We start from the raw sequence: 18220 nt of genomic DNA, 5'->3' as shown, positions 1-18220 counted from the left end.
ATGGAGTACACACTGCGGATGCCGAACCGGCCGGAGCCGCCCCTGCGCGGCCATCTGGACATGGGCGACCGGCCGGGCGTCCCCCGTCCCGTCGGGGTGACCGGCCGCTGGCTCACCCGGGACGGCGTCCCCTTCATCCCGGTGACCGCCGAATACCACTACAGCCGGCATCCCCGCGCCCGTTGGGAACAGGCGCTGCGCAAGATCAGGGACGGCGGTGCCACGGCCGTCGCGAGCTATCTCTTCTGGCTCCACCACGCCCCGGACCGGGGCGGGTTCCGCTTCGAAGGCCGGTTCGACGTACGGCACTTCGCCGGGCTGTGCGCGCGCCTCGGGCTCGACTTCGTGCCCCGGATCGGCCCGTGGGTGCACGCCGAGTCGCGCAACGGCGGACTGCCCGACTGGCTCGTGGCCGAGGACGCGGCCGGAAAGTTCCGGGCGCGCACCGACGATCCGGGCTATCTGGAGCTGGTGCGCGGCTGGTACGGCGCGATCGCCGGTCAACTGCGGGGCCTGGAGCGGGCGTCGGGCGGGCCCGTGCTCGCCCTCCAGATCGAGAACGAGCTGTTCGGGGACGCCGGCCATCTCGCCACGCTCAAGCGGCTCGCCGTCGAGGCCGGCCTCGACGCGCCGCTGTGGACCGCGACCGCGTGGGGCGGCGCCCAGCTCCCCGGGGACGCGCTGCTCCCGCTGTACGGCGGCTACACCGACGGTTTCTGGTTCGACGCCGACGAGCCCTGGGACGCGGGCTGCCGCGCCAACTTCCACTTCCGCCACGACCGCGACGACCCGGGCATCGGCGCCGACCTCCGCACCGACCCGCGGGCGCCCTCGGCCGACGCCGGAGTGACCGACCGGTTCCCCTTCGCCACCTGCGAGTTGGGCGGCGGCATGACACAGGCGTACCACCGCAGGGTACGGACCGAGCCGGACGACATCGCCGCGCAGGCGCTGACCAAGCTGGGCTGCGGCTCCAACTGGCAGGGCTACTACGTCTTCCACGGCGGCACCAATCCGGCCCCCGGGCTCCAGGAGTCCCACGCGACCGGATACCCCAACGACGTACCGGAGCTGACCTACGACTTCCAGGCGCCGCTGGGCGAGTACGGCCAGGCCAGGCCGCACTACTTCGCCCTGCGCCAACAGCACCAGCTGCTCGCCGACTTCGGGCAACTCCTGGCCCCCTGCGACAGTGTGCTGCCCGAGCGGACACCGGCGGGGACCGACGACACCGCGACCCTGCGCTGGGCCCTGCGGTCCGACGGCGAGAGCGGCTGGCTCTTCGTGACCAACCACCAGCCGTACGATCCGCTCCCCGACCACCACGGCGTCCGCTTCGACCTCGCTCTGCCGGCCGGTCGCCGGGTCAGGCTCCCGCACCGCCCGGTGACCGTGCCGTCGGGCGCGTACTTCTGCTGGCCCGTCGGGCTGCGTACGGCCGGGGTGCGGCTCGCGTGGGCGACCGCACAGCCGGTGTGTGTGCTGGGCCGGGGCGCGGAGCGCGGCGGGCGTCCGCTGCTGGTGCTGGCCGCCACCGACGGGATCCCCGCCGAGCTGGCGTTCGCCCACCCCGCGCCGGCCGTGCTCGCCCTGCCCGAGGGCGCCACCGTCACGGACACCGGCGACGCGCTGCTGGTCGAGGGCGCCAGGCCGGGCACGGACTGCCTGGTCACCGTCGCCACCGACACGGGCGCGACCGACATCCTGCTGCTGGACGCGGCCACGGCGCGCACCGCCGTACGGCTCGATGTGCTCGGTGGGGAGCGGCTGGTGCTGTGCGCGGACGCCGTCACCGCCGACGACGGTGTGCTGCGCCTGCACACCGCCCGCGACCTGCCCGGTTTCGCGCTGCTGCCCGCGCCGGACCGGCTCCCCGGCGTACCGGGAGCGACACTCACCCCGGCGGCCGACGGTGTGTTCACGCGCTACACACTGACACCGGACGAGGGCCCACGAGACGAGGCGATACGCGTCACCACCCGCCGCGTCCGCGCGGCGGACCCGCCTCCGGCCGCCGTCGTCTCCGTACCCGGCCGGGCGAGCGCCCCGCCCGCCGAGGCGTACGAGCGGGCGGAGATCCACCGTGTCCGGGTCACCGGCATCCCCGCCGACGCCGACGAGGTCGTCCTGCGCGTCCGCTGGAGCGGTGACACCGCGCGCGCCCACGGCGCGGACGGCGCGTTCGTCGCCGACGACTTCTACCACGGCCGCCCCTGGGAGATCGGCCTGAGCGCCCTCGGGCCACTGACACCGGGCGGCGGGGAGCGGACCGTGGAGCTGCGGCTGCTCCCGCTGGCGGCCGACTCCCCCGTCCGCTTCCCGCCCGGCGCCCGGCCCGGCGCGGCCGGGGCCCCGCACCATGTCGCGCTGCACGGTGTGGACGCCGACATCGTCCGGGTGTGGACCGTAAAGGTACTGTGACGAGCGGGGGACATCAGAGGTATCGGCGGCATCGGGGACATCGGAGGTGTGCCGAGGTGATCGACGCTCTCGACCGGGGAATCATGGGGATCCTCACCCGGAACGGACGCACGCCGTACACGACCGTCGCCCGTGAGCTGGGCACCTCGGAGGCGACGGTGCGCCAGCGGGTCACCCGGCTCCAGGAGAGCGGGGCGCTGCGGATCGTGGCGCTGTGCAATCCGCTGACGCTCGGGCACCAGTCGGTGCGGCTGATGATCCGGGTGCGTGATCTGACGCCCCGGGCGGTTGCGCGCAGCCTGGCCGATCTGCCGATGGTCAACCATGTCGCGCTCTGCGCGGGCAGCCAGGACATCTTCCTGGAGGGCACCTGCCGTGACCAGGCGCAGCTGGTGCAGTTGCTGGACGACATCCGGATGCTGCCCGGGGTGTCGGAGGTGCAGGTGCTGCTGTTGCTGGAGCTGTTCAAGGACTACTCGTGGGGCGGGCTGTCGAGCGCGGTGGGGCAGGGCGGCCCGGGGAGCCACGGGAGCCGGGGCGGGCCCGGCGGCGCCGGCGGCCCCGGCGGCGCGCTCACGGCGGAATGATCCGTTCGCCGGGCGCCGCCGGCAGTTCGCGGAAGCCCGCCCACAGATAGCTGTCCTTGATGACCTCCAGCACGGTCAGCGCCTCCGCGTGCGCGACGCCGTTCACCCGGCGGACCCGTTCGGTGAGCAGCTCGGCGAGGTGGCCGAGGTCCCGGCAGCGGACATCGGTGATCAGGTCGTACGGGCCGACGCAGGAGGCGACGTACCGCACTTCGGGCATCCGGGAGAGCTCGCGGGCGACCAGCGCGACGGGCATGTGGTGCACCCGTACGGCCAGATGCACCTCCATCTCGCCGAGCTTCACCGAGTCCGTCATACCGACCACCTGAAGCACGCCCTGGCGCTGCAACCGCCCGAACCGGGCCCGTACGGATGCCTCGGAGAGTCCGATCGAGCGGCCGACCTCGCCGAACGACCGGCGGCCGTCCACCCGTAGCTGATCGATGATCTGCCGGTCGAGGTCGTCGATCATTTCCGGTCCATCTCCTGTCTCACTGTGCCCACCGGACACCTTCACCCCACGGCCATCATCGCCCCGTACGCGTTGCCGCGGCATTTCGGTCCGGTCACGGACACCGGCCGCGGGGCGCGTACTGCGAGATTCGTGGAAAAGGGGGCCCGCTTCCACTGGATCCGATGCCATTCGCCCTGTTCACCGGGGTGTCCGGGGGCAGACGCTGTTCTCCATCCCGGGACCCGAGACAGAGACGGCCGGGACGGAGACGGCCGTCCGTCGATCCGTACCCGAGCAAGGTCGATCCGTACCCGCGCAAGGAGGACCGTGCATGACCGCACCACCGCCCGCCGCCGGCCCACGCACCCGCCAGGGATTTCTCACGGCGGCGCTGCTGGCACCCGCCGGGCTGACCGTCGCGGGTCTGGTGCTCGTTCCGCTGCTGCTCGTCGTACGCGACAGCTTCGCGGCGCCCGACGCCTACGGCGGGATCAAGGGCGGCTTCACCCTCACCAACTACCAGAACCTCCTCGACCCGGTCTATCTGAAGGTGTTCGGCTACAGCCTGGGCATGGCCGCCGCCAACATGGTGATCTGCGTCCTGCTCGGCTATGTGGTCTCGTACTGGCTGGCGAGCCGGCCGCCGCAGCGGCAGATGCTGCTGCTCCTGCTGATCATCGTGCCGTTCTGGACGGACTTCCTGGTGCGCACCTTCGCCTGGATCAATCTGCTCAGCCCCGGCGGTCCGGTGAACAGCCTGACGGACGCGGTCGGGCTCACCCACGGGTCCACCCAGTGGATCCCGAGCCAGGGCGCGTCGTTCATCGGGCTGGTCTACGCGTTCCTCCCCACGGCGATCTTCCCCGTCTACGCGTCGCTGCGCGGGGTGGATCCGTCCCTCGGTGAGGCGGCCAGGGACCTGGGCTGCGGCTGGTGGCGGGTGCATACGAAGGTGCTGCTGCCGATCGCGCGGCCGGGGCTGCTGGCGGCCGGTCTGCTGACGTTCATCCCGACGCTCGGTGTGTTCGTGATCCCGGTGCTGCTCGGCGGTGGCAAGAACCAGCTGGTCGGCAACCTCATCGTGACGCTCTACACCGAGTTCCGCAATCAGCCGATGGGCGCCGCCGCCTCGGTCCTGCTGCTGGTGCTGATGCTGTGCTCCCTCGTGGTGTTCGGCACGGCCGCCCGGCGGCTGAGGAGGAAGACCGCATGAAGCACACTCTGGACCGTGTCACCGGCTGGGTGGCGCGCGGTGTGATCGCGTTCCTCTACATACCGATCGTGGTCGTGGTCGTCCTCTCCTTCAACGACTCCGACATCACCTACAAGTGGGAGGGGTTCACCACCCGCTGGTACGGGGTGCTGGCCCGGGACACCGCGCTGCTGGACGCGCTCAAGGTGAGCGCCGAGGTGGCGGTGGTGTCGGCGACCCTGGCCACCGCCTGCGGGCTGCTGGCTGCGATGGGGATGGCCCGGCTGCGGCCCAGGTGGCGGGCGGTGTTCTCCGGCGGGCTCTTCCTGCCGCTGATCATCCCGGAGATCGTGCTCGGCGTCGCGCTGCTGTCGGTGTTCGGCACGCTCCACGCGGATCTGGGCCTGACCACTCTCGTACTGGGCCATCTCGTGGTCACACTGCCGTACGCGGCGCTGATCGTGCTCGGTGCGCACGGCGCGCTGGACTCCTCCCTGGAGGAGGCGGCACGGGATCTCGGCTGCAACGCCTGGCAGGCGTTCCGGCGGGTGACACTGCCGCTGCTGCGGCAGGCGCTGCTGGCGGCCTGGCTGCTCTGCTTCACCATCTCCTTCGGCAACATCGTGATGTCGACGTTCACCAACGGCGTCGGCTCGACGACGCTGCCGCTGCGCGTCTACTCGCTGCTCAAGGTGGGTCTCACTCCCGAGATCAACGCGCTGGGCACCCTGCTCGTCCTCTTCACCTTCCTGATCATCCTGGGCGTCGGCCTCCGCCAGATGCGCCGGGTCCTCATCGGTGCCGACCGCACGCCGTAGTGATCGCCGTACTCGCGCAGTGCCCGTACTCCGCAGTGCCCGTACGCCGTAATGACCGTGCCCCCGGGCACACTTCCGAAAGGTCCGTCATGCGCAGAAGCACACTCTCCCGCTCCCTCCTGGCCACCGCCGTGGTCACCACCACGGCCCTGCTCGCCACCGCGTGCGGCGGCTCCGACTCCTCGTCGGCCGGGACCTCCTCCTCCGGCGGCGGCAAGACCCTCAACATCTACGCCTGGGCGGGCGAGATACCGGACTCCGTGGTGAAGGGCTTCGAGAAGGAGACGGGGATCAAGGTCACCCTCGACACCTTCGACAGCAACGAGACGATGACCGCCAAGCTCAGCTCGGGCGCCTCCTCGTACGATCTCGTCGAGCCGAGCCAGTACACCGTCCAGCAGCTCATCGGGCAGGGGCTCGTCCAGAAGCTGGACCACTCGAAGATCGAGGGACTGGACAACCTCGCGCCCAAGTTCCGCAACCCGTCGTACGACAAGGGCAACCAGTACAGCATCCCGTGGATCTGGGGCACCACCGGCTTCGCCTACAACGACAAGTGTGTGAAGTCCGCGACGAGTTGGAAGACCCTCTTCGACGCGAAGTACAAGGGCAAGCTCTACATGCTCGACAACATGCTGGCCTCCTACATCGCGGGCCTCCAGGTCAGCGGCTACCGGGCGACCAGCACCGACAAGAACGAGATCGCGACGGCCACCGCCGCGCTGGAGAAGCAGAAGAAGATCCTGGCCGGCTACAACTCCACGAACTACGCCCAGCTGCTCTCCACCGGCCAGGCGTGTGCCGCCGAGGCGTGGAGCGGCACCGCGATGGCGAAGGTCGTGCAGTCCAACCCGCATGTGCACTACGTGATCCCGTCCGAAGGCGGCTCCATCTGGACCGACGGCCTGGCCGTCCCCAAGGGCGCGAAGAACACCACGTCGGCGTACGCGTTCATCAACTACCTGCTGCGTCCCGAGGTCGCGGCGCTGGCCACCGACGACGGCTCGTCGGCGAGCGCCAACCAGGCGGCCCGTGACCACATCAAGGACACCGCCGCCCTGAAGAACCCGGCGATCTACGCCCCGGACGCGGCCATCACCAAGTCCGACTTCCTGCTCGACCCCGGCACCGCCATGCAGTACTTCCAGCAGGGCTGGACGAAGATCAAGGCGTCCTGACATGACAACGACCGACCTCTCCCCCGCGCCCGGCCCGACCGTCGCCGCGCCGGCGGTCCGGCTGACCGGCGTCGGCAAGGCGTTCGGAGCGACGTACGCCGTCAAGGAGGTGACCCTGGACATCCGGCAGAACGAGTTCTTCTCGATCCTGGGTCCCTCCGGCTGCGGCAAGACCACCCTGATGCGGATGATCACCGGCTTCGAGGAGCCCAGCGAGGGCACCGTCGAACTCGGCGGCGCCCCCGCCACCGGCGTCCCGCCGCACAAGCGGGACCTCAACATGCTCTTCCAGAGCTACGCGCTCTTCCCTCATCTGAGCGTCCGGGACAACGTGGCCTTCGAGCTGAAGGTCCGCAAGCACCCCCGGGCCGCCATCGCCGACGCCGTACGCGACGCGCTCGCGCTGGTACGGCTCGACGGCTACGGCGACCGCGCCATCGCGCAGTTGTCCGGCGGCCAGAAGCAGCGCGTCGCGATCGCCCGCGCGCTCATCGGGCGGCCCTCGCTGCTGCTGCTCGACGAGCCGCTCGGCGCGCTCGACCAGAAGCTGCGCGCGGAGATGCAGTTGGAGCTGAAGAAGCTCCAACGCGAGGTCGGTGTCACCTTTGTGACGGTCACTCATGACCAGGAGGAGGCGCTCACCATGTCCGACCGCATCGCGGTGATGGACGGCGGCCGGGTGCTCCAGGTGGACACGCCCGAGGCGATCTACGAGCGGCCCGCCACCCGCTTCGTCGCCGACTTCATCGGCACCTCCACCTTCCTCACCGGTGTGCTGGAGGCGGGCGGGCTGGCCGTGCGGGGGCTCGGTGTCCTGCCGGTCCCCGGGGCCGGCGGGGCGGCCGGGGCGGCCGGGGCGGCCGGGGCCGAGGTGCATCTCGCCGTACGGCCCGAGAACGTGACGGTGGCCGCCACCGCGGAGGAGCTGCCCACCGGCGCGGTGGCGCTCCCCGCCACCCTCCAGCAGACCGTCTATCTGGGCCACGCCACGCGCTACCACCTCACCCTGGCCGACGGCAGCGAGCTGCTCGCCGAGTCCGGCGGCGCCGACCGGAGCGGCCTGTCCGCCGGCGAGCGGGTGTGGGCCGGCTGGGACCCCGAGCGCTCCCGGGTGCTGGCCGAGTGAACGCCCGCACCCGCCCCGTCCACTCGATCCGCCCCGTCCACCCCGTCCGCCCCGTCACCACAGTCAAGGAGGTACGGCCGTGAAGGTCGCCGTAGCCCAGTTCGCGCCGACCGCCGACGCGGCCGGCAACCTCGCGGTCATCGAGGACATGACCCGCGAGGCCGCCTCGGCGGGCGCCGAACTCATCGTCTTCCCCGAGGAGTCGATGTTCCCCGCCGAGAACGCCGCGCCCCTGCGCGCCGCCGCCTCGGCCCACTGGCCCGGCTTCCTCGACGCGCTCGCCCGCACCGCCGCCGCGCACGGCATCGCGGTCATCGCCGGCGGGTACGAGGACAGCGGCGAGTCGCTCCCGTACAACACACTCGTGGCGGTGGACCGCGACGGCTCGACGCTCGGCCACTACCGGAAGATGCACCTCTACGACGCCTTCGACTACAAGGAGTCCCGCGAGGTGCAGCGCGGCGAGGGCGGGCCGTGCGTCGTACGGATCGGGGACTTCAACGTCGGCCTGGTCAACTGCTACGACCTGCGCTTCCCCGAATTCACCCGCTCCCTGGTGGAGATGGGCGCCGATCTGCTCTCGGTGTCGGCGGCCTGGGTGCGCGGGCCGCTCAAGGAGGACCACTGGACGACGCTGCTGCGCGGCCGGGCCATCGAGAACACCTGCTGGGTGGTGGCCTCGTCGCTCACCACCCCCGACTGCATCGGGATGAGCATGGCGGTCGACCCGCTCGGGGTGGTCAGGGCGGCGCTCGGCGAGGAGCGCAGAGCGCTGTTCGTCGTCGACATCGACAAGGACCGGATCGACACCGCGCGCACCGTACTGCCCGTCCTGCGCAACCGCCGCATCATCATCGGACCGAGGTGACCCCGCCATGCCCCTGACCCTGCGCGACTTCCCCGAGCCCGCCGATCCCGCCCTGCTGGCGCGGCTGGCGGACCTCGACTTCCCCACTCTGGGCCACTACCTGGAGGAGGGGTTCTGCGATCCCGCGCTGCGCCGCCTCGCCGGGACCCGCAAGCTGATCGGCCAGGCCGTGACCGTACGGATCACCGCCACCGACTCCACCCTGCTGCACCACGCGGCGGGCCTGGTGCGCCCCGGCGATGTGGTGGTGATCGACTGCGGCGGCGACCGCCGGCACGCCCCGCTGGGCGAGGTCGTCGCCAACGCGCTCGCCTCGCGCGGCGCGGCGGGCGTGGTGGTGGACGGCGTGTGCACGGACATCGACGCGCTGCGCGCGGTCGGGCTGCCCGTCTACGCGTACGGCCTGTCGATGCTCACCACCAAACTGCACGGCATCGCGGACGGCGCCCTCAACACCCCGGTCGGCTGCGCCGGGGTGGCCGTGCGGCCGGGCGATATCGTCCTCGGCGACGCGAACGGACTGCTGATCGCCCCGGCCGGACGGCTCGCCGCCGTACTGGACGAGGCACTCGCCGACGACGCGGAGGAGCCGGATCTGATCGCCGAGCTGTGGAGCGGCGGACGGCTCGGGGAGCTGACGGGGGCCACGGCGTCCGTCGAGAAGAACCGCTGACCTTACAGAACCCCCCACTCCAGGAAGGACCCCCCGTGTTTCTCAAAGCCGCCGTCAACGGTGGAAGGACCAAGGCCGAACACCCCGCCGTCCCCGTCACCCCCGCGGAACTCGCCGCCGACACGGCCGCGGTCGTCGCGGCGGGCGCCGATGTGGTGCATCTCCATGTCAGGGACGGGGAGGAGGGCCAGACCATCCGCCCCGACGCGCTCGCCGAGGTGCTGCGCGCGGTGCGCGCGGCGGCCCCCGGCGCGGTGCTCGGCACCACCACCGGGCTGTGGACCTGCTCGGGTCCGGCGGAGCGGCTCGCGCTGGTCGCCGCGTGGGACGTGCTGCCGGACTTCGCGTCGGTCGCCTTCAGCGAGGAGGGCGCCGCCGAGACCGCCGCCCTGGTGGTGTCGCGCGGTATGGAGCTGGAGAGCGCGGTGTGGAGTCTGGACGACGTCCCGGCGCTGCTCGCCTCACCGACCCTCCACGACAACGTGCGCGTGCTGATCGAGCCCATGGACGAGGACCCGGACACGGCGGTCGCCCACGCGCGCGCCATGGCCGCCGCGATCCTGGCCGCCGGTGTGACCTGCCCGCTGCTCTACCACGGCGACGGCGCGACGGCGTGGCCGGTGCTGCGGGCCGCCCTGGCCGACGGGCACCAGGTCCGGATCGGTTTCGAGGACGGTACGGAACTCCCCGACGGCACACCGGCGGCCGACAACACCGCGCTGGTGGCCGCCGCGCTGGCGCTCGGGCTCAGGGTGCCGGAGGACGCTCCCCGGCCCTGACCCGCCGCGGCCCGGCCGCGTACGGGGCGTGGCGCAGGAGCCGTACGGGACCGAAGAGTCCGGTGCGGACCTGCCCCGCGGCGATCGCGCCGGTCGGCGAGGCATCGTCGAGACAGCCGGCGAGGGTGCCGCGCACAACGATCTCGATGGTGTTCTCGCCCGGCCTCAGGGCGTCGGTGACATCGCTGGTCCAGGGCGCCCACACGAGCCGGTCGGTCAGCCGTCCGTTGACCGTGACATCGGCGCACCCGCGCACCTCACCGAGGTCCAGCAGCACCGTCCCTTCGCCGCGCCCTTCGGGCAGGCACACCGTCGTCCGGTGGCGCACCTGACCGCCGAGAGAGCGCAGCCCCAGCTCCTCCCAGCCCGCCAACGGCGCGGGCACTTCCCCGACTTCGACCTCGACGGCCGTATCGAGCAGCGCCCCGCCGCGCCGGCCGTCGGTGGCCCTGATCCGCAGATGCACCGGCGTCCCGGCGGCGAGCGGGCCCGCCGGCACGACCCGGCCGCCGTCGTCCGGCCGGTACTCCGCGCCCCGGACGAGGACGGTTGTCTCCAGAGTGGTGGGGACGCGCAGCGCGGTGGTACCGAGCGGCGCGGCCATCCGCAGCCACTCGATCCGCTCGCCGCCGTCCGGGGCGAGGTCGGGAACGAGCGGCTCGACGATGTCGCGGGGCGCGGCGGCGGGCTCCAGCCAGTGGGCGCCGGGGAGCGGATGGGGCCGGGCCCACAGACACACGAAGCGCGGATCGCGCGGATTCGACAGCCGTGTACGCAGGGGCACCTGACCGCTCTCGCGGGCGGCCGTCCAGCCGGGTCCGCTGATCCAGCCGAGGCCGCCGCGGGCCGTGGGGAGGGAGTCCAGTACGGCCCCGGTGGGGGCGCCGCCGGTGTCGACGACCCGGAGCACGACGGTGTTCTCGCCCGTACGGAGCCGGTCCCTGAGGTCGTAGGGGTGGACCCGGATCTCGCGGTGGCCGGGGTACGGGTTGAAGTCGCCCTGCCTGCCGATCTCGACGCCGTTGACGAACACACCGCACGGGCCGTCGGAGGCGACCTGGACGGTGCAGTCGGCCGGCAGTGTGCGCAGCCGCGCCCGGAACGTCAGATCCGTGGCACGGCCGACGGCGGTGCCCGTCTCCGCCGGCTCCAGCCACTGGGGACGGCGGTACGCCTGCGGTCCGCGCACCACGGCGAACGACGCCCTGACCGGACCGTCCACCACAGCGGTCAGCTCGATCTCCACGGCCACGGAACGGCCCGCCGCCCGCACGGGCAGGAGGCCGAACGACTGATAGCCGGTGTCCCGGCTGGTGAGTACGGTGCCGTCGACGGTGATCCGGCGGTTCGCGTTGGCACCCACGGCCAGATACAGGCCGTCGCGGTCGGGCAGGGTCAGCCAGGTACGGACGGCGACGCGCGCGCCCGCTGGGACGTGCCGCCAGTCGAGGAACTCCTCGGGGACATAGCCCTTGGGGCCGAGTGTCCCGTCGTGGACCGGGTCCTTTCTGATGCCCCGGGACAGGGACCACTCGGCGGGCCGCCAGCCGCTGTCGGGGCCCGGGGAGGTCCAGGGGCCGCGTACCAGTGCGAACGGACCGTGTCCCGCGACAACGGGCCGCCAGGACGCGGAGTCGGAGGGAATGCCGGGAGGAACGTCGGAAGAAACACCGTCGCCCTCGCTCGTGGCATGGTCCATGCGCCACACCTCGATGGGCAGCACGCCCGTACGGCCGGCCGCCGCCAGATCCCCCCGGCTGTTGTCCAGTGTGGAGGTGGCCAGCGCGGTCCACGGCCCGTCGACCGCGAGCGCGTCCCGCGGCTCGCCGAGCGGTTCGCGCGTCGCCGGTGGCAGGGCGCCGGCGAGGACGATCAGCGCGACGGGCCCGTCCTCGAAGCCGACGTCCAGCAGCCACGCCCCGTCCGGCGCGGCGGTCACCGTCAGCTCCGTACGGTGTCCCGTGCGCGGATCCCACCGCTGGGCGCGCGGCGGGACCGTCCCCGCGCCTGTCCCCGCGCCTGTCCCCGCGCCCTCGAACCGTACCCGCGCGCGGCGTGCACCGGCCGGCCCGAACCGGTAGCCGGTGGTGCGCAGTTGGTCCCAGTACTCCTCCCAGGGGAAGCCGCCGGTCCACCAGTCGACGGTGTCGAGGGAGACGACGGGCGCGGCGGTGCCTGACCGCTCGTCGTGGGCGACCAGGGTCAGCACATGGCAGTCGCCGTGCCGGCGCAGCAGATACGGCGCGTCGGCCCGGACGCGCACCGGTCCGCTCACCACCGCGTCGGGCACCTGCTCGGCGCGCTCGACGAGGAGGATGTCGCCGCGGTCGAGGGCGGCGGCGAACGACGCGCCCGCGGTGGTGTCCAACTCCCCTCCGCCGAGGAAGAGTTCGGGCGCTCGGCCCACACAGATCACCCGGCCGCCGGCCGTCGCGAAGCGCACGAGCGTACGCGCCACATCGGCGCGCAGCGCCCGTACGGCGGGCAGGACGACGGTGCGGTACGTCTCGTCCCCGACGCGTAATCCACCGCCCCCGTCGCCGCCCCCGTCGCCACCGTCGGCGCCGACGACGGTCGCGGTGGCGAGGGCCGCCTCGTCCAGCACATCGTGGTCGAGCCCGGCCCGCTCCAGCACACCGCGCTCCTCCGCGTACCACGAACTCCGGCCGTTCAGCCGGTGGTAGAGCCCCGCGGCCTCCCGCGCCGGGCCGAGCGGTCCGTCGAGCCGCTGGTACGCCTGGGCGGTGGTCGTCGGGGAGAGCAGCACGGTGTCGCACACGTGGGTGCCGGCCGACAGTACGGAGCAGAGCCGCGCCACCGCGCCGGAGAACACGTGGTACGAGGGCCAGTACGGCTGGCGCCAGCAGGTCGAAGGCGGCGCCCACTCCCACCAGCCGCCGGCGGTGCTGTAGTAGACGGCGTGCGGGTTGTAGAGGTTGGCGCCCCGGCGCAGCAGGGGCGCGAGCCAGTCGTACGTCTCCTCCAGCGTGCCGCCCCAGCCCGTCGAGTGGAACGCCTCGATCCAGGTGCGCTCGTGCCCGCGCGCGTGCGCGAGGGAGCTGTGCACTTTGGGGTCGCCCCAGTGGTCGCTGCCGGGCGCGCCGTAGCCGGTGTGGGTGCCGAGGTAGTCGCCGTACACCTGGACACCGCCGCTGGGGTCGCCCTCGCGCGCCGGGGACGGCTGGTCGAAGCCGCAGACCAGGCCGTGGCGGGCGAACCAGGCGTCGTGGCGGTCGAAGAAGCCCCGGCGGCCGAGGTGGGCGCGGTGGTCGTGGTAGTCGCGCCGGAACCGGGCAGCCAGGGCGGCCGTGGCGGCTGAGGCGCCGCCGGTGTCGGCTGTAACAGCCGTGTCGGCCGTACCGGCCGTACCGTCCGCGTCGGTGCCGTCGTCCCACAAGTGACGGAGCAGCGGCAGTGGGTCGTATCCGTACCGCTGGGTGAAGGTCTCGGCGAAGTCGCGGCCCCAGGTGGGCAGGGCGGGCAGTTCGTCCTGGAAGAAGCCGCCGATGCTCCGGCCGAACCAGCGTCCGACGTGGCGTTCCAGTGTGCCGTGCACCTGGTCCAGCAGGGCGGTGCACGCCTCCTCGCCGAAGTAGTCGAAGCCGCTGGTCCCGCTGTGTACGAGGGTGATGTCGGCCGGGGGCCCGCTCCAGCGCGCCGTACCGTCGGCGGCCAGCGGGACGGCGACCGGCGGCGCGGTGGCGGTAGTGCCGTCTCTCGCGACCGTCCTCGCGTGGGCGGCGAGCGCGGTGTGTCCGGCGGGGGCCGCGAGGACGGTCGCGCCCGCCTCCTCCCCTGTGCTCCTGACGGTGGTGCGGTGGAGCGCGAGTCCGGCGAACTCGGGGCGGTCTGCGGTCAGCCGGCCCTGGAAGTTGGCGCCGGAGAAGCCGATCTGGTCGTACATCCAGAGGCTGAAGCCCAGCTCCTCGGCGTCGGCGCAGGCGGTGTCGAGGAGTGCGAGCCACCGGGGGCTCAGAAAGGGCGGGTCGTCCGCCAGCGATCCGAACATCGGCCCGGTGGGCGCCAGGCACATCACGACGGCCTGCCGGATGCCCTGCGCCACCATCTGCTCCAGTTGCCGGCGCAGCCCCTCCCGGGTGACGGTCGCGCCGCTCCACCACCAGAGGGGCAGCGGGCCGAACCGGGGTTCCGGCGCGGTGAACCGGGCGAGCAACTCCTGTGCGTGCCTACTGCTGTCGGGCATGGGGGACCCTTCCGGGAGCGACGTGGGACACGTCGTCCCATCCTGGAGCCCGCACCCCCCTGCCCGCACCAGGACCCGGCCGTCATGGCCCCCGAACAGCCCGTACGCCACCGCGTGCGGAACGGCCGCCCGCCCCGCACGGTCCGGGCCACCTGTCCCGGCGGGTCACCCTTCGCGAGCCGCCCGCACCAGGCGGAGCCGGCCGATCTCGGCCACGTTCTTCATCAGTTCGGCGTTCACCCAGCCGGCCATGTCGGCAACGGTACGGCCGGCGTCGCGCGGCCACGGGAACGGCGCGACGGCGTCGAGGCCGGCGTCGGTGAGACCGTCCAGCACGGTCAGCCAGTCCGCGCGCAGCCCCCGCGGCCACCCGGCGGCCGACGGACCGTCACCCGGCCAGATGACCTGCGTACGGTCCCGGGGGACGTGCCCCCGGGCGTGCTCGGCCGCGGTGGTCCACCACCAGCCGATGTGCCAGGTCAGCCGGCCGATGGTCGGCACAGGCACGGGATCGGGTTCCTCCTCCGACCGGTCCGGCCGCCACACGCCGGTGGCGTCCGGGCGCACCGTCCAGCAGCGGGGCGCGGGCTCCCACAGGAAGTCCGCGGGCTCCAGTCGTTCGAGGTGGTACTCGAACAGCGCCCAGGTCAGGTCGAATTGCCCGCGCAGCAGGTCTCTTCGGGATGCGGTCACCGGCCGACCCTGGCAGATCGCGTCCCGGCCGGAAACCGTATTTCCGCCGTGGCCCCGGTGGCTCGGTATTATTCGGGGCTGGGCCGACGATCGCTGTCGGAAGCGGCCCGATCGCATCGGAGGAGTGGGCAATTCATGTTTGACCGTCTGAAGGACCTCAAGGACAAGGCGACCGACCTCGCGAGCGAGCACGGTGAGGTGATCGGTCAGGGGCTGGAGAAGGTCGCCTCGGTGATCGACGACAAGACCGACGGCAAGTACAGCGACAAGCTCGACACGGGTGTCGAGAAGGCGAAGGACTTCCTCGGCAACCTGGACGAGAAGGACGAGAAGTAGCCAGAAGGACAGCTGGTGGGCAACCCAGGGCCGGCCACGCGGGCCGGACGGACGCGTACGGCCGCGCCCCGGCCCTGGACAGCCCCGGACAGCGCCCCGGACAGCCCCTGCGCACGGCACGCCGCCGCCGGAGACATTAGAATGTATGTCCGGCATGTACGGCGTCCCCCTCAGGGCCAGGAGGCGACATGGGCAGGTCCGACCGGTACGAACTGGTCTTCTCCCACCACGGCGCGCCGACGGCCGTCCCGGACGTCCCGGGCGACGGTGTGGATGTCGTCGCCGTGCACCGTACGGACCGCAAGGGCCCCGGCGGCCACCCGCTGTACGAGGACGACACCGGCATCGTCCTCGCGGAGATCAGCGACCAGGACGAGGTGCGGATGATCGCCAGTGGCGGGCATCAGAACCCCGCCGTGTCGGTCGAGGCGCGCCCCGCGTGACGGAGCACCCCGGCGCGCGCTCCGGCGCGGAGCTGGCGTCGCGGCCGATGCTGGCCACGCTGGGCGACCCGAGCGAGATCGACGCGGCCGACGACGGCTGGATCTTCGAGCGGAAGCTCGACGGGATCCGGGTCCTCGCGGTACGGGACGAGCACGGCGTACGCCTGCTGTCGCGCACCGGTCGGCGCCTCAACACCACCTACCCCGAGATCGTCGCGGCCCTCGCCGCGCAGGAGTCCGCCGATTTCACCGTGGACGGCGAGATCGTCGCGTACGACCACCGCGGCCGTACCGACTTCGGCCGGCTCCAGCGGCGGATGGGGCTCACCGACCCCCGCCAGGTGCTCAGCAGCGAGGTGGCCGTCACCTACTGCCTCTTCGATCTGCTGCGGCTCGACGGCGCCGATGTCACCGCGCGGCCGCTGCGCTCCCGCAAGGCCCTGCTCCACCGGGCGCTGACCTTCCACGCGCCGCTGCTGAGCTTCATCACGCACCGCAACAGCGGCGGCCGGGAGCTGCTGGAGCACGCGTGCGCCCGTGGCTGGGAGGGGCTGATCGCCAAGCGCGCCGCGGGCCGCTACGTCCCCGGGCGGTCCCGCGACTGGCGGAAGCTCAAGTGCTCGCGGAGCCAGGAGTTCGTGGTCGGCGGCTGCACGGAACCCGCGGGCTCGCGCGTCGGCTTCGGCTCGCTGCTGCTCGGCTACTACGAGGACGGGCTGCTCCGGTACGCGGGCAAGGCCGGCACCGGCTTCGACCGCCAGACCCTCCTCGGCCTGCGCCGCCGGCTCGACGAACTGGCGCTGGACCGCTCGCCGTTCGCCGACCCCGTCGCCGAGCGGACACCGCGCTGGGCACGCCCCCGGCTCGTCGCCGCGGTCGCGTTCACCGAGTGGACCCGGGACGGGATGCTGCGCCACCCCCGGTTCCTCGGGCTGCGCGACGACAAGCAACCGGCCGACGTGGTACGGGAGTCGGTCACCTGACCTCGGCCGCCTGACCTCGGCCACCTGGTCCCGGCCGCCTGGTCCCGGCCGGCAAGGTGCGCGTCGGTGCCCCCGTACGCGGGCCCTACCGGCGAGCGCCGCCGTCGAACGGCACGGTCAGGCAGGCGGCCCTGCCTCCCGCCGTTCCCGCGTCGCCCGGGTCCGTCGCGGTGCCGTGTTCGTGCAGGACGACGGCGTTCGCCGCGCCGGGGCGGAAGCGCCAGTCGTGGCGGGAGACGGCGAAGCCGGTGCCGCGCGCGTCGGTGGTGAAGTCCAGCCAGACCTCGTTCGCGGCGTTCGCGTACGCGGGGTCGGTGGAGGGCTGGTGCGGGTCCGGCACGTTCTGGTAGTGCGGGCCCGCCGCGTCCGGGGTGGCGCCGCACGGCTTGGTGTGCACATGGGCGCCGTACACCCGGTCGGGGAGCAGCCCCGACACCCGCAGGACGACCGCGGTGACCGGGCCGCGCGCGCCCGCCGTGACGTGCTCGGCGACGGAGGCGCGGGAGCCCGCCGGCACGAGCGCGGTCTCGTACGTGAGGGCGTTCGGGAGGGGGAGAGGGGCGGCGGGCGGCGGCACGAAGCGGCCCTCCACCCTCACCCCGCCCCCACCCGCGCCCCATTCGGCGCCGCCGCGCGCGGACGCCGCCCCGGACGGGAGCGCGAGCAGTGCGGCCGTCACAGCGGCGGCGGTGGCCTTGGAACAGGTCCTCATGAGCGGTCTCCTTCGACGGATCCGACGGCACGGCTGAGCCGGCACCGGGATCAACGGAAGGAAGCCGCCAAAGGATGTGCTACTCGTTGACGAGCACCGGTACGGAGAGCACCGCGGCGGCCGGGGTGCCCGTGAGCTTCTTCGCGGGCACGGTGAACGCGATGCCACCGGTGGCCGCCTCCGAGCCCTCGTGCACCGCGTGCCCGTGGGCGTCCTCGCCCTCCTCCTGGTACTCGAACTCCCCGGTGCCCAGCAGCCGTCCCGCGCTGTCGTAGTAGGCCGCGCGCAGCTCCAGCGCGAGGACATGGCTGACATCGGTGGTGATCTTCAGCTTGCCGGTGACGGCGGGGGCGGTGGAGGAGGCGCCCGTCAGCTTGAGTCCGGTGATCGTCACCCGGTCGGTGAACGGCCCCGGCTCGACGCGGACCTCGCCGGCGCGGGCGGCCGGTGTGAGGGTGGCGGCGGGTTCGGGCGCGGAGCGCGGCGCGGGCAGCGCCACCGCGGACGCGGTCGCCGCCGGGTCCGGCGCCGTCTTCGCGGCGGCGGGATCGCCGCCGCTGCCGCTGTCGCAGCCGGCGGTCAGGACGAGGGCGGCCACGGCCAGCGCGACCGCCGTACCGCCGCGGGTGAGGTGTCTCATCGGTGGATCACTCCCGGTGTGGCGGAGGGAGGACGGGGAACGTGCCCCGCCCTCCCTCCGGATTCCGTGTCGGACTCCGTGCCGGACTCCGTCGCCGGACTCCGTCGGTGTCG

General features: G+C 72.8%; 17 protein-coding genes. 12 read left to right on the top strand and 5 right to left on the bottom strand.

Features of this window, described 5'->3' with window-relative positions:
• Positions 1–2421 (top strand): beta-galactosidase, encoded by a 2421-nt coding sequence (locus tag AB0389_RS11045; RefSeq protein ID WP_366395035.1) that lies wholly within the window; start codon positions 1–3, stop codon positions 2419–2421.
• Positions 2422–2477: 56 nt separating this feature from the next.
• Positions 2478–3008, top strand: a complete 531-nt coding sequence (locus AB0389_RS11040) for an Lrp/AsnC family transcriptional regulator (protein WP_366395034.1) — start codon at positions 2478–2480, stop codon at positions 3006–3008.
• Here AB0389_RS11040 and AB0389_RS11035 read toward each other — a convergent pair.
• Entirely contained in the window at positions 2995–3480 is a 486-nt protein-coding gene (locus AB0389_RS11035) for an Lrp/AsnC family transcriptional regulator (protein WP_366395033.1), read from the bottom strand. The two genes, AB0389_RS11040 and AB0389_RS11035, sit on opposite strands and share 14 nt — an antisense overlap.
• A gap of 313 nt (positions 3481–3793) precedes the next feature.
• On the opposite strand from AB0389_RS11035, the gene AB0389_RS11030 reads away from it, so the two are divergent.
• The 7 genes from AB0389_RS11030 to AB0389_RS11000 all read left to right on the top strand — a co-directional run bounded on the left by AB0389_RS11030 (position 3794) and on the right by AB0389_RS11000 (position 10096).
• A complete protein-coding gene (locus tag AB0389_RS11030) occupies positions 3794–4675 on the top strand; it encodes an ABC transporter permease (RefSeq protein ID WP_366395032.1) in 882 nt (293 codons plus the stop codon).
• A complete protein-coding gene (locus AB0389_RS11025) occupies positions 4672–5472 on the top strand; it encodes an ABC transporter permease (protein WP_366395031.1) in 801 nt (266 codons plus the stop codon). Before AB0389_RS11030 ends, AB0389_RS11025 begins: the two co-directional genes overlap by 4 nt.
• Positions 5473–5561: 89 nt before the next feature.
• Positions 5562–6650, top strand: coding sequence for a spermidine/putrescine ABC transporter substrate-binding protein (locus AB0389_RS11020; RefSeq protein ID WP_366395030.1), 1089 nt, complete (start codon positions 5562–5564; stop codon positions 6648–6650).
• A 1-nt stretch (position 6651) separates the two neighbouring features.
• The gene (locus AB0389_RS11015) at positions 6652–7776 is read left to right on the top strand and encodes an ABC transporter ATP-binding protein (protein WP_366395029.1); all 1125 of its coding nucleotides are present in this window, start codon (positions 6652–6654) and stop codon (positions 7774–7776) included.
• A gap of 79 nt (positions 7777–7855) precedes the next feature.
• The gene (locus tag AB0389_RS11010; protein WP_366395028.1) at positions 7856–8644 is read left to right on the top strand and encodes a carbon-nitrogen hydrolase family protein; all 789 of its coding nucleotides are present in this window, start codon (positions 7856–7858) and stop codon (positions 8642–8644) included.
• A 7-nt stretch (positions 8645–8651) separates the two neighbouring features.
• Positions 8652–9317 carry an RraA family protein gene (locus tag AB0389_RS11005; protein ID WP_366395027.1) on the top strand — a complete coding sequence of 222 codons (666 nt, stop codon included), beginning with the start codon at positions 8652–8654 and terminating at the stop codon, positions 9315–9317.
• A 35-nt stretch (positions 9318–9352) separates the two neighbouring features.
• The gene (locus AB0389_RS11000; protein WP_366395026.1) at positions 9353–10096 is read left to right on the top strand and encodes a 3-keto-5-aminohexanoate cleavage protein; all 744 of its coding nucleotides are present in this window, start codon (positions 9353–9355) and stop codon (positions 10094–10096) included.
• Here the strand turns inward: AB0389_RS11000 and AB0389_RS10995 are convergent.
• Positions 10065–14300, bottom strand: coding sequence for a hypothetical protein (locus AB0389_RS10995; RefSeq protein WP_366395025.1), 4236 nt, complete (start codon positions 14298–14300; stop codon positions 10065–10067). The two genes, AB0389_RS11000 and AB0389_RS10995, sit on opposite strands and share 32 nt — an antisense overlap.
• A gap of 165 nt (positions 14301–14465) precedes the next feature.
• Positions 14466–14993, bottom strand: coding sequence for a DinB family protein (locus AB0389_RS10990; RefSeq protein ID WP_366395024.1), 528 nt, complete (start codon positions 14991–14993; stop codon positions 14466–14468).
• A 135-nt stretch (positions 14994–15128) separates the two neighbouring features.
• Here AB0389_RS10990 and AB0389_RS10985 point away from each other — a divergent pair, with 135 nt between their 5' ends.
• The 3 genes from AB0389_RS10985 to ligD all read left to right on the top strand — a co-directional run bounded on the left by AB0389_RS10985 (position 15129) and on the right by ligD (position 16755).
• Entirely contained in the window at positions 15129–15329 is a 201-nt protein-coding gene (locus AB0389_RS10985; protein WP_366395023.1) for an antitoxin, read from the top strand.
• A gap of 188 nt (positions 15330–15517) precedes the next feature.
• Positions 15518–15772, top strand: coding sequence for a DUF6296 family protein (locus AB0389_RS10980; protein WP_366395022.1), 255 nt, complete (start codon positions 15518–15520; stop codon positions 15770–15772).
• 47 nt (positions 15773–15819) lie between these two features.
• Positions 15820–16755, top strand: a complete 936-nt coding sequence (gene ligD / locus AB0389_RS10975) for a non-homologous end-joining DNA ligase (RefSeq protein WP_366395103.1) — start codon at positions 15820–15822, stop codon at positions 16753–16755.
• Positions 16756–16840: 85 nt separating this feature from the next.
• Here the strand turns inward: ligD and AB0389_RS10970 are convergent, their stop codons facing one another.
• Both AB0389_RS10970 and AB0389_RS10965 read right to left on the bottom strand, forming a co-directional pair.
• Positions 16841–17467 (bottom strand): superoxide dismutase family protein, encoded by a 627-nt coding sequence (locus tag AB0389_RS10970; RefSeq protein ID WP_366395021.1) that lies wholly within the window; start codon positions 17465–17467, stop codon positions 16841–16843.
• 79 nt (positions 17468–17546) lie between these two features.
• Positions 17547–18107 carry a hypothetical protein gene (locus tag AB0389_RS10965; protein ID WP_366395020.1) on the bottom strand — a complete coding sequence of 187 codons (561 nt, stop codon included), beginning with the start codon at positions 18105–18107 and terminating at the stop codon, positions 17547–17549.
• Between the last annotated feature and the right edge of the window lie 113 nt (positions 18108–18220).

The sequence above is a fragment of the Streptomyces sp. NPDC093109 genome (genome assembly GCF_040701725.1).
Taxonomy (GTDB): Bacteria; Actinomycetota; Actinomycetes; order Streptomycetales; family Streptomycetaceae; genus Streptomyces.
This window is presented reverse-complemented; position numbering and strand designations above follow the sequence as displayed.